Source organism: Streptomyces torulosus (genome assembly GCF_001419765.1).
In the GTDB taxonomy this organism is placed as follows: domain Bacteria; phylum Actinomycetota; class Actinomycetes; order Streptomycetales; family Streptomycetaceae; genus Streptomyces; species Streptomyces torulosus.
Window position 1 is genome coordinate 1 of record NZ_LIRK01000387.1, and the last position, 13,226, is coordinate 13,226.

10 protein-coding genes and 1 pseudogene are annotated in these 13,226 nt (G+C 72.3%); 7 read left to right on the plus strand and 4 right to left on the minus strand.

What is annotated here, in order from left to right; all coding sequences use genetic code 11:
- On the minus strand, positions 1-884 hold an 884-nt coding region (gene ligD, locus AOK23_RS26055; protein ID WP_055715093.1), incomplete at its 3' end, for a non-homologous end-joining DNA ligase.
- Between the two features lie 133 nt (positions 885-1,017).
- Here ligD and AOK23_RS26060 point away from each other — a divergent pair.
- Positions 1,018-2,082 (plus strand): ATP-dependent DNA ligase, encoded by a 1,065-nt coding sequence (locus AOK23_RS26060; protein ID WP_055715072.1) that lies wholly within the window; start codon positions 1,018-1,020, stop codon positions 2,080-2,082.
- An 82-nt stretch (positions 2,083-2,164) separates the two neighbouring features.
- Here the strand turns inward: AOK23_RS26060 and AOK23_RS26065 are convergent, their stop codons facing one another.
- Positions 2,165-3,355 (minus strand): zinc-dependent alcohol dehydrogenase, encoded by a 1,191-nt coding sequence (locus AOK23_RS26065; RefSeq protein WP_055715073.1) that lies wholly within the window; start codon positions 3,353-3,355, stop codon positions 2,165-2,167.
- Between the two features lie 177 nt (positions 3,356-3,532).
- On the opposite strand from AOK23_RS26065, the gene AOK23_RS26070 reads away from it, so the two are divergent.
- Complete coding sequence (locus AOK23_RS26070) at positions 3,533-4,522, plus strand: DUF3048 domain-containing protein (protein WP_055715074.1); 990 nt, start codon at positions 3,533-3,535, stop codon at positions 4,520-4,522.
- On the opposite strand, the gene AOK23_RS26075 is transcribed toward AOK23_RS26070, so the two are convergent.
- The gene (locus tag AOK23_RS26075; protein WP_240496560.1) at positions 4,512-5,039 is read right to left on the minus strand and encodes a MarR family winged helix-turn-helix transcriptional regulator; all 528 of its coding nucleotides are present in this window, start codon (positions 5,037-5,039) and stop codon (positions 4,512-4,514) included. The genes AOK23_RS26070 and AOK23_RS26075 overlap by 11 nt on opposite strands.
- A gap of 252 nt (positions 5,040-5,291) precedes the next feature.
- On the opposite strand from AOK23_RS26075, the gene pcaH reads away from it, so the two are divergent.
- The 4 genes from pcaH to pcaDC are packed head-to-tail and all read left to right on the plus strand — an operon-like array spanning position 5,292 to position 9,207.
- Entirely contained in the window at positions 5,292-6,065 is a 774-nt protein-coding gene (gene pcaH, locus AOK23_RS26080; protein WP_055715075.1) for a protocatechuate 3,4-dioxygenase subunit beta, read from the plus strand.
- A gap of 6 nt (positions 6,066-6,071) precedes the next feature.
- Positions 6,072-6,677, plus strand: coding sequence for a protocatechuate 3,4-dioxygenase subunit alpha (gene pcaG, locus AOK23_RS26085; protein WP_055715076.1), 606 nt, complete (start codon positions 6,072-6,074; stop codon positions 6,675-6,677).
- Complete coding sequence (gene pcaB / locus AOK23_RS26090) at positions 6,674-8,080, plus strand: 3-carboxy-cis,cis-muconate cycloisomerase (protein WP_420823749.1); 1,407 nt, start codon at positions 6,674-6,676, stop codon at positions 8,078-8,080. The genes pcaG and pcaB overlap by 4 nt, the downstream gene beginning before the upstream one ends.
- Positions 8,077-9,207 carry a bifunctional 3-oxoadipate enol-lactonase/4-carboxymuconolactone decarboxylase PcaDC gene (pcaDC, locus tag AOK23_RS26095; protein ID WP_055715078.1) on the plus strand — a complete coding sequence of 377 codons (1,131 nt, stop codon included), beginning with the start codon at positions 8,077-8,079 and terminating at the stop codon, positions 9,205-9,207. Before pcaB ends, pcaDC begins: the two co-directional genes overlap by 4 nt.
- A 1,182-nt stretch (positions 9,208-10,389) precedes the next feature.
- Here the strand turns inward: pcaDC and AOK23_RS26100 are convergent.
- The gene (locus AOK23_RS26100; RefSeq protein ID WP_420823750.1) at positions 10,390-12,153 is read right to left on the minus strand and encodes an ATP-binding protein; all 1,764 of its coding nucleotides are present in this window, start codon (positions 12,151-12,153) and stop codon (positions 10,390-10,392) included.
- Positions 12,154-12,477: 324 nt separating this feature from the next.
- On the opposite strand from AOK23_RS26100, the pseudogene AOK23_RS26105 reads away from it, so the two are divergent.
- A pseudogene (locus tag AOK23_RS26105) lies at positions 12,478-13,086 on the plus strand (anhydro-N-acetylmuramic acid kinase); the annotation flags it as partial.
- Between the last annotated feature and the right edge of the window lie 140 nt (positions 13,087-13,226).

The following is a 13,226-nucleotide window of genomic DNA, read 5'->3' on the forward strand; positions in this document are numbered from 1 at the left end:
GCCTCCAGGGAGTACGCGTGGTCGTCCATGTCGGCGTGGAGGTCACCGCGTTCGGCGTAACGCACCGGCATCGTGGCGAGGTCGAAGTCGCGGGGCAGGGCGGAGCCCACCTCGGCCCAGGTGAGGGGCGCGGACACGGGGGCGTGCGGGCGGGGCCGTACGGAGTAGGCGGAGGCGATGGTGCGATCACGGGCGGTCTGGTTGTAGTCGATGAAGATCTTCGCGCCCCGCTCCTCCTTCCACCACGCCGTGGTCACCTGGTCCGGCATCCGGCGTTCCAGTTCCCGGGCGGCGGCGATGGCAGCCCTTCTGACCTGGGTGAACGTCCAGTGCGGTGCGATCGGGACGAACACGTGCAGGCCGCGCCCGCCGGAGGTCTTCGGCCAGCCGCGCAGGTCGCCGTAGTCATGGAGGACGGAGCGCAGCTCGTGGGCGGCGCGGACGGCGTCGGCGTAGTCGGTGCCGGGTTGCGGGTCGAGGTCGAGGCGGAGTTCGTCGGGGCGGTCGACGTCGTCGCGTCGGACCGGCCAGGGATGGAAGGTGAGCGTGCCGAACTGCGCGGCCCAGACGACGGCCCCGACCTCGGTCGGGCACATCTCGTCGGCGCTGCGGCCGCTGGGGAAGGTGATATGGGCGGTGGGGATCCAGTCGGGCATGTTCTTCGGGGCCCGCTTCTGGAAGAAGTTCTCGCCGGTCACCCCCTCCGGGTAGCGCTCCAGGGTCGTGGGCCGGTTGCGCAGGGCCCGCAGGATGCCCGGGCCGACGGCGATGTAGTACCGGGCCAGGTCCAGCTTCGTGAAACCGCGCTCCGGGAAGAACACCTTGTCGGGGCTGGACAGCCGTACCGTCCGGCCCGCCACCTCCAACTCCACCGCATCAGCCATGCGGCCACGGTAGGCGGAGGCGACGTAGGCCGCATACCGGGTGCACCTTCTCGAACCCCGATGCATATGACCGATCCGGGACGCATCTGGTCGGTACCGGGCGAATCTTCTCGCGGGGCCGCAGAATCGGAGCATGGATCTGCCGGTGATGCCGCCCGTGAAGCCGATGCTCGCCAAGTCCGTGGCGAAGATCCCGCCGCACATGCACTACGAGGCGAAGTGGGACGGGTTCCGGGCGATCGTGTTCCGCGACGGGCCCGAGGTGGAGCTCGGCAGCCGTACGGGCAAGACGCTGACCAGGTACTTCCCGGAGCTGGTGGAGTCGCTCGCGGAGCGGTTGCCGCAGCGGTGCGTGATGGACGGCGAGATCGTGATCGTCCGGGAGGGCCGCCTCGACTTCGACGCGCTCACCGAGCGCATCCACCCCGCGGACTCCCGTGTCCGGATGCTGGCCGGCGCACAGCCGGCCTCCTTCGTCGCCTTCGACCTGCTCGCCCTGAACGACGAGTCCCTGACCGACGTCCCGCTGACCGACCGGCGCGCACTCCTCGAACGTGCCCTGGCCGATGTGACGGCCCCCGTCCACCTCGCCCCGGCGACCACCGACCGCGAGGTGGCCGAGCGGTGGTTCGAGCAGTACGAGGGCGCGGGCCTGGACGGGGTGATCGCCAAACCGCTCGATCTGCGCTACCGACAGGACGAGCGGGTCATGTTCAAGATCAAGCACGAGCGGACGGCGGACGTGGTGGTCGCCGGGTACCGGCTGCACAAGAGCGGGCCCGTCGTCGGCTCCCTGCTGCTCGGTCTGTACGACGACGGGGGCACCCTCCAGCACGTGGGGGTGTCCGCCGCGTTCCCCATGAAGCGGCGGGCCGAGCTGGTGACCGAGCTGGAGCCGTCGCGGATGCCGGACGTCAGGGAGCACCCGTGGGCCGCGTGGGCCGACGAGGCGGCTCATGAGACCGCGCGGCTGCCGGGCGCGCCGAGCCGCTGGTCGGGGAAGAAGGACCTCTCCTGGGTGCCGCTGCGGCCCGACCTGGTCGCCGAGGTCGCGTACGACCACATGGAGAACGGCGTCCGCTTCCGCCACACGGCCCGCTTCCGCCGCTGGCGCCCAGACCGCACCCCCGAGAGCTGCACCTACGCCCAGCTGGAGGAGCCGGTGAACTACGACCTGGCGGAGATCCTCGGCCCGTAGCGCCCACACCGTCCAGGCGGTCCGGAGAGGGCGGAGACGGGCGGGGCCCCAGGTTCGATCACGGCCGGGGCCCGAGGTTCACTCACGGCTCCAGCAGTACCTTCACCGCCCCGTCGTCCTTCCGCTGGAACATCTCGTAGGCGTGCGGTGTCTCGCTGAGCGGCATGCGGTGGGTGGCGAAGTCGTCGACGCCCAGCGGGTCCTCGTCGGTGAGGAGGGGCAGGATGTCGTCGCTCCAGGTGCGGACGTTGGCCTGGCCCATGCACAGCTGGATCTGCTTGTCGAACATGGTGAGCAGCGGCATGGGGTCGGCGGTGCCGCCGTACACGCCGGAGATGGAGATGGTGCCGCCACGTCGCACCAGTTCGATGGCGGTGTGCAGGGCGGCGAGCCGGTCGACGCTGAGGTGTTCCGCGAACTTGGCGCCGATGGTGCGGGGCAGCAGGCCGGCCGCGGTCTGGGCGAGCTTGGCGGCCGCGCTGCCGTGGGCCTCGGTGCCGACGGCATCGATCACGGAGTCGGGGCCGCGTCCGGCCGTGCGGTCGCGGATCGCGGCCACGAGTTCCTTCTGGCTGTCGAAGTCCCTGAGGTCGTACGTGTCGACGCCGCGCGCGCGGGCCCGGCGCAGCCGCTCGGGCACCAGGTCCACGCCGAACACCTGCTCGGCGCCGCGTACCTGGGCGACCCGGCAGGCCATGTCGCCGATGGGCCCCAGACCGAGCACGGCGACGCTGCCGCCAGGCGGGACGTGCGCGTACTCGACCGCCTGCCAGGCGGTGGGCAGCACGTCGGAGAGATAGACGAACCGGTCGTCGGGCGGGCCTTCCGGCACCTTGATCGGCCCGAACTGGGCCTGCGGGACCCGCAGATACTCGGCCTGGGCTCCCGGCACGGAGCCGTACAGCCGGGTGTAGCCGAAGAGGGCCGCGCCCATGCCCTCGCCTGTGCACTGGGTGGTCTCGCACTGGGTGGGCAGCCCGGTGAGGCACATCCAGCAGTTGCCGCAGGCGATCTGGAACGGCACCACGACCCGGTCGCCCGCCGCGAGGTCCGGTACCCCGGCACCGACCTCCTCGACGATGCCCATGGGTTCATGACCGAGGATGTCGCCCGGCGTCATGAACGGGGTGAGCACCTCGTAGAGGTGCAGATCGGAGCCGCACAGCCCGGTGGAGGTGATGCGGATGACCGCGTCCGTCGGCTCCTGGATCGTCGGGTCGGGCACGGTCTCGACGCGTACGTCCCGCTTGCCCTGCCATGTCACTGCCTTCATCGCGTCCCGCTCCGTCCCTCGACTCGGCCTCGCAGGTCCGGCACGAGTACCCGGAGCCCCAGCTCCGAACCACCTCGGAGCGCGGTCGCCCGGTCGATCGGATGCGGTCAGAAAAACAGACAGGGATAGCCATCTATCAACCTATAAGTCCACAATCAAAGACAAACTCGGCGAAGGATGGGCACGGTGGGCATGAAACTGAAGGCGCGGCGGACTCGGCGGCATGTGACGACGGGCATGGTACTCGCCGCGCTCACGACGGGCGCCCTCCTCGCGGGCTGCTCCGGCGGCGGCTCGGACGACGACGACCGCCAGGGCGAGAGCCCCACGCGGAGACCCGGCACCACGGCGCCCGTGGGCTCGATACTCGCCGTGAAGATCGACAACGTACGCACGGCGAGACCCCAGACGGGGGTCGACGCCGCGGACATCGTCTACGCCGAGCAGGTCGAGGGCGGTCTGAGCCGGCTGATGGCCGTCTACGCGACGAGGTTCCCGGACGCCGTCGGCCCCGTGCGCAGCGCCCGGGAGTCCGACCTGGAGCTCCTGGGCCAGTTCGACGAGCCGACGCTCGCCTTCTCCGGTGCCCAGAGCAAGCTGCTCCCGCTGATCGACAAGGCGCCGCTGGAGGCCAGGACCCCCGGCGACGCCGGTGCCGCGTACTACCGGGGCAGCGACAAGCCCGCCCCGCACAACCTCTATCTGCGCCCCGCGAAGCTGGTCGGTTCCCCGCCCGGCGCCGAGGCCCTGACCACGGGCTTCCGCTACGGCCAGGCGCCCGCCGGCGGCACGCCCGAGGACTCCCGCACGATCCGCTACCCGGCGGCCCGCTTCACCTTCACCTGGTCCGACGAGCAGCAGCGCTGGCTGCTCGCCATGGACGGGCAGGACACCGTGCTGACCGACGGCGCGCGGGTCGCTCCGGCCACGGTGGTCGTGCAGCACGTGACCATCCGGCAGTCCCGGTTCCACGACTTCCTCGGCAACAACACGCCGTACACGGAGACGGTGGGCTCGGGGAAGGCCGAGGTCCTGCGCGACGGGCGCGTCTTCGAGGCCGATTGGGAGCGGAAGTCGCCGCCGGACGGCACGACCTTCACGACTCCGGACGGCGAGCCCATGAACTTCGCGAAGGGCCAGGTCTGGGTGCTGTACGTCAAGAAGTGACCGGGTCCCCGCCATGACGCGCCACGCCGGGATCGGGGGCACCGCCGAGCCGGTCGGGGGCCTGGCGGAGCGGCTCGGCCGGGCTGCGCAGTTCCTCCGCGGCGTCGGCCACTCGCCGGATCAGCTGGAAGAACAGGTTCTGCTCGTCCTCAGAGAGAGGGGCGAGGAACACCTGGTTCATCCGGGCCGTCCGCACGGTCAGCCTGCGGTGCGTCCGTACGCCGTCCTCCGTGAGCCGCAGGAGGAAGCGCCGTCCGTCCTGCGGGTCGCGGACCTTGTCGAGCAGGCCCCGGCGGCCGAGCCTGGTGATCACCTCGGACATCGTCGAGCGGTCGAGGCCGACCCGCTCCCCCACCGTGCGCTGGTCCAGCCCCGGCTCGGCGACGAGTGTGTTGAGGACCGCGAACTGCGGCGAGGTGATCTCCTCGGAGACCATCACGTTCCACAGCAGGTAGTGCGCCTGCTGCAGCCGTCGGGCCAGGTGCCCGGGGTGGGTGGAGAGGTCCACCGCGGCCATGTGCGCTCCTCGGCTAGGTCGACACGGACGGTGATTCGTTCGTGTACTGAACAATACCCGCCGTCCAGTGGAACGTGTCCAGAGCAGCACACACGTCTGACCTCGCCCTTCTCACGGGTCTTGACGGCGGACTCCCCGGGTGGCAGCGTGAAGGAATCTTCACTGAAATACTCAGTGCCCTGATTAACTGCTCGCCGGGCGCTCGGCGTGGGCCAGGGCCTCACCCCGGTCCTCGAACGCTAAGGAACCCTCATGACACTCACCCAAGCGGACATCGACCTGGAGATCGCGGCCCAGCACGCCGCCTACGAGAAGCGGATCGCCGACGGTGCCCCGGTCGAGCACCAGCCGCGTCGCGACTACGCCCCCTACCGGTCCTCGCTGCTGCGGCACCCGAAGCAGCCGCCGGTCTCCATCGACGTCAGCAAGGACCCGGAGGTGGTGGAGCTGTCCTCCCCCGCCTTCGGCGAGCGGGACATCACCGAGATCGACAACGACCTCACCCGGCAGCACCACGGCGAGCCCATCGGTGAGCGCATCACCGTCTCCGGCCGCCTCCTCGACCGCGACGGACGCCCGATCCGCGGCCAGCTGGTCGAGATCTGGCAGGCCAACTCGGCCGGCCGCTACGCCCACCAGCGCGAACAGCACGACGCCCCGCTCGACCCGAACTTCACCGGCGTCGGCCGCACCCTCACCGACGACGACGGGCAGTACCACTTCACGACGATCCAGCCCGGCCCGTACCCGTGGCGCCAGCACCTCAACGCCTGGCGGCCCGCCCACATCCACTTCTCGCTCTTCGGCACGGCGTTCACCCAGCGGCTGGTGACGCAGATGTACTTCCCGAGCGACCCGCTGTTCCCGTACGACCCGATCATCCAGTCGGTGACGGACGACGCGGCGCGGCAGCGGCTGGTCGCCACCTACGACCACAACCTGTCGGTGCCGGAGTTCTCCATGGGTTACGTCTGGGACATCGTGCTCGACGGCCCCCACGCCACCTGGATAGAAGAAGGACGCTGACCTGCCATGACGAAGATCGACACGAGCCGTCCGGAGACGGTGCTCCCGACCCCGTCGCACACGGTCGGCCCCTTCTACGGACACGCCCTGCCGTTCCCCGGCGGCGGCGACATCGCCCCCGTCGGCCACCCCGACACCATCGCGCTCCAGGGTTACGTCCTCGACGGCGCGGGCGATCCGCTGCCGGACGCCTTCGTGGAGCTGTGGGGCCCGGACCCCGACGGCAACGTCCCGCAGGTCGACGGCTCCATGCGACGCGACCCCGCGAGCGGCGGCTTCCTCGGCCGCAACGGTGTGGAGTTCACCGGCTGGGGCCGCGTCCAGACCGACGCCAACGGGCACTGGACGGCGCGGACGCTGCGGCCCGGCGCCCGCGGCCGGAACGCGCCCTACCTCAGCGTGTGCGTCTTCGCCCGCGGTCTGCTCGTCCACCTGTACACCCGGATCTATCTGCCGGGCGACGAGGCGGCGCTGGCCGCCGACCCGCTGCTCTCCCGGGTGGAGGAGACGCGCCGCGGGACGCTGATCGCCGAGGACCGGGGCGACGGCACCTACCGTTTCGACATCCGCCTCCAGGGCGAGGGTGAAACGGTCTTCCTGGAGTTCCGGTGACTTCCTCACCCGCCGGGCGTGACGTGCCCCCGGCCGAGTCCGACGCCGGTCTGCTCGCCCCCGGGTGGACCGGCTCCCCGGCGGCGGCCGCGACCGGCGACGGCGCCTATCTGAGGGCGCTGCTCGACGCAGAGGCCGCCCTGACCCGCGCCCAGGCCGCCCTGGGGCTCGCCCCCGCCGAGGCCGCGACGGCGGTGACCGAGGCGGCCCGCTCCGGCACCTTCGACGTACGGTCCCTCGCGGAGCGCGCCCGCGGCGGCGGCAATCCGGTGATCCCCCTGGTCGCCGACCTCACGGCGGCGGTCGGCACGGCGTACGGCCCGTACGTCCACCGGGGCGCGACCAGCCAGGACATCCTGGACACGGCGACGATGCTGGTCGCCGCCCGCACCCTCGACCTGGTGCTGGCCGACCTCGGCGGCACGGAGTCCGCGCTCGCCGGACTGGCCGCCGAGCACCGGGACACGGCGATGCCCGGACGAACGCTCACCCAGCACGCCGTGCCGACGACCTTCGGACTGAAGGCGGCGGGCTGGCGGTCGCTGGTGCTGGACGCCCGGGACCGGATCGCGGTCGCACGGGCGAGCCTGCCCGTCCAACTGGGCGGCGCGGCAGGCACGTTGGCCGCCTTCACCGTCTTCGCCCCGGTGACCGGCGGCGGGACACCGGGCACGCCGGTCGACACGCGGCCGCTCGTCGCCACGCGGCCGCTCGTCGCCGCGTACGCCCGTGAACTGGGCCTGCGGGAAGCGGAGTTGCCCTGGCACACGCTGCGCACCCCGATCGCCGACCTCGCGGGGGCGCTCGCCTTCACCGCGGGGGCCCTCGGGAAGATCGCGGTGGACGTGCTCACGCTGGCCCGCACGGAGATCGCGGAGGTCGCCGAGGGCAGCGGCGGCGGCTCGTCCGCGATGCCGCACAAGGCGAACCCGGTCCGCTCCACGCTGATCGCGGCGGCGGCCCGACGGGCACCCCAGCTCGCGGCCACGCTGTACGGAGCGATGGCCGCCGAGGACGAGCGGCCGGCCGGGGCCTGGCACGCCGAGTGGGAGCCGCTGCGGGACCTGCTGCGGCTGGTCGGGGGCGCCGCGCGGGACGCGGTGGAGCTGACCCGGGGGCTCCGGGTGGACGCGGACGCCATGCGGCGCCATCTCGACCTCACCCATGGGCTGATCGTCTCCGAACGCCTGGCCGCCGAGCTGGCGCCCGTACTCGGCCGGGCCCGCGCCAAGGAGCTGCTCACCCGGACCGCCGCCCGCGTCCACACCGAGGGCCGGCCGCTCGCCGACCTGCTGGCCGAGGAGCCCGACCTGAAGGACCTCGACCTGGCGGACCTCACGGACCCCGCCCGCTACACCGGCTCCGCCGGAGACCTCACCGACCGTGCCCTGGAGCGACGTTGACGGACACACTGCTCGACCACCGTGCGGAGGGACCCGCCTCCGCTCCCCCGCTGCTGCTCGGCCCGTCCCTCGGCACCTCCACCAGGCTGTGGGACAAGGTGGCGCCCGAACTGTCGATCACACACCGGGTGATCCGCTGGGACCTGCCGGGGCACGGCGGCTCCCCCGCCGACCTGATCGCCGCCGGGGCGACGGTCGGCGACCTGGCCGCGCTGGTGCTGGCCCTCGCCGACTCGCTGGGCGTCGAACGATTCGCGTACGCGGGGGTGTCCCTCGGCGGGGCGGTGGGTCTGCAGCTCGCCGCGCACCACCCGGAGCGGGTCTCGTCCCTCGCGGTGATCTGCTCCTCGTCGCACTTCAACGGGGAGAAGCCGTGGCGGGAACGGGCCGAACTGGTGCGGCGGGAGGGGCTGTCGGGGCTCGCCGAGACCGCCGACTCCCGTTGGTTCACCCCCGGGTTCACCGTGCCGGAGCTGGTCGACGACCACCGCGGGGCCGACCCGGAGGCGTACGCCGCGTGCTGTGACGCGCTCGCCTCCTTCGACATCCGCGGCGTGCTGCCGGGGATCACGGCGCCGACCCTGCTGATCGCCGGGCGGGAGGATCCGGCGACCCCGCCGGCGCATCTGCGGGAGATCGCGGACGCGGTGCCGGGCTCGTCGCTCACGGAGCTGTCCGGCGCGTCCCATCTCGCGCCCGCCGAACGCCCGGAGGCGGTGCTGGCCGCGCTGCGCGCGCACTTCGACGGGTATCCGGGGCGTGGGATGGAGGTGCGCCGCCAGGTTCTCGGCGATCCGCACGTGGACCGCGCCCAGTCCCGCCAGTCGCCGTTCACGGCCCGCTTCCAGGACTTCATCTCCCGCTACGCCTGGGGGGAGATCTGGACCGACCCGACGCTCTCGCGCCGCGAACGCAGCATGATCACGCTGACCGCGCTGGTCGCCCACGGCCACTACGACGAACTGGCCATGCACATCCGAGCGGCCCGCCGCAACGGCCTCACGCCCGACGACATCGCCGCCGTCCTCCTGCAGACAGCCGTCTACTGCGGAGTCCCCGCAGCCAACTCAGCCTTCGCCACGGCGCAGCGGGTGCTGGCGGAGGAGGTGAGTGAGGGAGAGGCCTGACCTGGCCCGCCAAGCCCCCAACGCACGGTCGTCCGGCGGCGGTCCCGAGCCGGAGAAGCAGCCGTCGGGGCCTCCCGGTCGCACCGACGCCGCCCATCCGCGGGGTCCATCTGGCTCCGCGGTCGCGACCGCCACCGCGGTGTGCCCCAAAGAGGCCCGCTAGTGCTGTGACCGGAAAGGTTCGCCGGNNGCCGTGCCGGGCGTCGCGAGCCGGTGAGCCTTTCCGGTCACAGCACTAGACGAGCCGGGCGATGGCCTCCCGTGCACGGTCGACAAGACGATCCGCTCCGCAGGACTCGGCCAGGGTGAGGCCCCGCTGCAGTTCGGAGGTCGAGCGGGTGGCGATGCCGTATTCGACGCGGGCCGCGGCGTGTTCATACGCGGAGGGTGAGGCCTCCAGGTAGGTGACGGCCTTGGCGTACAGGGACGCGGCCTGCTTGCCCGTGGCGAGGGATGCCTCGAGGCGGAGCGCCTCACCGATGGCCGTGTCCGTGCCGAAGCGTTCGGCGCGACGACGGACGGTGGCGGCGAGCTCGGCCGCACGACGAGGGTCCTCGTTGGCGAGGGCCCGGGCGAGCGCACCGGCCCACGTCGCGGAGACCGTGTTGTAGTGACCCCGGGCAGCGGTCGCCTTCTCGGCGGCCTCCAACTCGTTGATGCCTTCCTCGGTGCGGCCCACGGCGAGGAGCAGTCGGCCCCGCACGGAGCGGGGCTCCGGCATCACGATGGTGGACGGGTACGGCGGCGCGAAGTTGTACTGCTCGGCGACCTCCCAGGCCTCCTGGACGTGCCCACGGACGAGCAGTGTGTCGACGAGGTTGCAGGTGGCGCTCCAGTACAGCGGCAGCCCCCTGCCGACCCGCTCGGCGAGCACCAGCGACTTGCGCAGGAAGGTCTCCGCCTCCCTGAGTCTGCCCCGCAGACGATGGACGAGTCCCACGTGCGCGTGGGCCAGAGCGAGGTGACCGCCGCTCCAACCGGCGGACTCATAGGTGCGCAGGGCCTCCGTGCACAGCCCTTCCGCCCGGTCGAGCCGGTCCGCGTAGGCGTACGCGACGGCCAGCAACAACAGCAGTTCGATGCCCCACTCGGTGTCCGTCCAGCCGAGTCCCGGCGCGAGGCGGCCGTTGACGAGTGCGCGGTCGCAGTGTTCGGCGACCACCTCGGCGTTCTCGCCCCGTGTCATCGCGTCGTAGCCGCGCAGGATGAGCAGCGCGCGTTCGGAGTTGTCCCTGCCCCTGCAGGTCTCCGCGAGTCGGGCGAGCTCCTCGGAGTGCGCCGGTGGGAGTTCCTCACCCACATGGATGGTGTCCCACATGTTGGGAGTTCCTCACCCACATGGATGGTGTCCCACATGTAGCGCACGGCCTGCAGCCGCATCCTGGCGGGTCCGGAGTCCAGGCGGGCGATCTCCGCGTCGACCGTCCGGATGGCCTCGTCCGACTGATCGTTGTGGAGCAACGCCTGGGACAGGCGGAACACCGCGTTCACTCGTTCCGCGTTGTCGAGGCCCGGTTCGGCCAGGGCCGAGCGGAGGTATTCGACTGTTTTGGCGGGGGCGGTGAGGAGGGTGGCGCAGCCCAGTTCGTAGAGGACGCGTACCCGGACGTCGGGGCGGGGCGGTTCCTGGAGGGCGCGTTCGAGGCAGCGCCGGGCCGCTTCGGGGGCGCCGACGGCGAGGTGCTCGGTCGCGGCGGCGCGGAGTTGTTCGACGAGTTCGGGTTCGCCGTCGGGGAGGACCTCGATGAGGTGGCGGGAGGCCGCCGCGGGTCCGCGCCCGGACTCGGTGACGACGGTCGCGGCCACCCCGTGGAACGCGGTGCGGACGCTGGGCAGGATCGAGTCGTAGACGGCGGTGGCGATCAGGGGGTGGACGAACACCAGGTCGCCGTCGTCCGGCTGGCGGTTGGCCGGGTCGGGCGGGGTGAGGATGCGGGCCTGGGTGAGCAGTTCGGCGCACTCCCGCGCCGTGTCGGCGGGCAGCCCGGCGAGACGGGCGACGATCTCCACGGTGATGCCGGTGTGCAGGATGGCGGCCGCCCAGGCGAACCGGGTGGCTTCGACGCCGAGTTTCTCCAGGCGGGCGACGAGTCCGTGGCCGCGGGCCGTCTTGTTGAGGGCGCGCAGTTCGGCGGCGGAGTCCTCCACCGGGTCCAGCTGGCTGTCCTTGACCTTGGCGAGGAGTTCGACGGTCTCGTAGGGGTTGCCCGCGGTGACCGCCCACACCTCGCGGCAGAACGCGTCGTCGGCGTGTTCGCCGACCGTGGTGCGGGTGAGCCCGGCGGTGGCGTCGGGTGTGAGCGCGCTGATCTTCGTGACGGGCCCGGACGCTGCGGCGATCTCCTGCAGGCAGCGGGCCTGCTCGCCGGTGGCTTCGCCGGGGCGGCGGGCGACCACGACGAGGACGCACATCTCGGCCAGCCGTCCGGTGAGCGCGGACAGCCAGTGCAGGGTCTCCTGGTCGGCCCAGTGGGCGTCGTCGATCAGCAGGACGAGGGGCCAGGTCCGGCGGACGAGCCGGCCCACGGCTGCGACGAGGCCGTCGCACACGTGCTGGGGGTCGGCGGGTGTCTCGCCCGGTTCGGCGAGACCGAGGGCGGGGCCCGCGATGTCGTACCAGTCGCCCAGGTAGTCACGGGTCTCGCCGTCCATCAGCTCCAGCAGCGCGGGCTGAAGCAGTTGGCGCACCACGTTGAACGGGACGGAGGTGACGGTCTCGCCGCCGCGCGCGTACCAGGCGGTGCAGCCGCGTTCCTTGGCGATGCGCCGGGCCTCGGTGAGGAGGGCGGTCTTGCCGATGCCCGCCTCGCCCCGGAAGACCAGGACTCTGCCCGGTGACGCCTGGTCGACGCAGAGCTCCTCGATCGCCTCCGTGATCGCGGCGAGCTCCGCGTCGCGCTCCCACAGGGAAGCCGAGGCGGCCGTGTCGGGCCGTGCCTCCGTCATCCCGGTACCTCCCCAGGTCGCCCAAACGACGTACAGGTGATTGAGCGTAGCCGTCCGACTGCCGAAGTGGAGGCTGGTCGGGGCACGTATTGCCGTGACGGGTGACAACGGCATGCCGCAGGGCGACGCTTTCGGCCGCCCACCTGCCGTGTTGCACGTGATGGACAGTCAACTGGCCGTGACGGGGCGCCGGTTTCCCGGTGCGACGGACACGGCCGCGGGGAGGCGGGACGGCCATGACGCTCCAGGGGACGCGGTCCCGTCGGGCACTGTTCGCGGGCTCGGTCGGCGACTTCATCGAGTGGTACGAGTTCGGGGTGCTTCGGCGGCATCGCCAACCTCACGGCGCCCGACGGCACCGCCTGCGACACCGGGCCGGCCTGCGCGCTGATCGACGCGGCCGTGCGGGACGGCACGGGCGGGGGCGCGGCGTACGACGTGGACGGCGCCCTGGCCGCGCGGGGCGCCGTCCACGAACCGCTGCCGCGCCGGTTGCTCGACGAGCCGTACTACGCGCTGCCCGCGCCGAAGACGACAGGCAAGGAGCTGTTCCACGGGGGTTATCTGCGCGACGCCCTGGCCGGGTTCCTCGGGCTGCCCGTGCGGGACGTCGTCGCGACCCCGACCAATCTCACCGCCCGGACCGTGGCCGGGGCCGCCCTCGCGGTGCGGGCGACGGAGGTGATCGCGTCGGGCGGCGGCACCCGCAATCCGGTGCTGATGCGGTTGCTGGGCGCCGAGTTGGCGGGGGTCCCGTTGCGGGTCTCCGACGAACTGGGGCTGCTGGGCACCGTCGCGTCGAGCACGGGGGCGCGGCGTCCGAGTGTCCTGGGGTCGGTGACGCCCGGGCGGGCCGGGTTTCCGCCGGGGCCGCCGGACGGCACGCGACCGCCGGTACGGCTGGTGGTCGGGTGGGGAGTCGGCGGTTCCTGACGTGGGGCGGCGGGGCGGCTCACCACGGTCGGTGCCGGGCCAGGGCTCCCGGCGGTGAGCATCGACCCCCTGCCCATCATCGGCGATGTCGGGGTAATACAGATCTTCGTGCGGAAGTTCGCCTAGGGGTCGGAACGGCG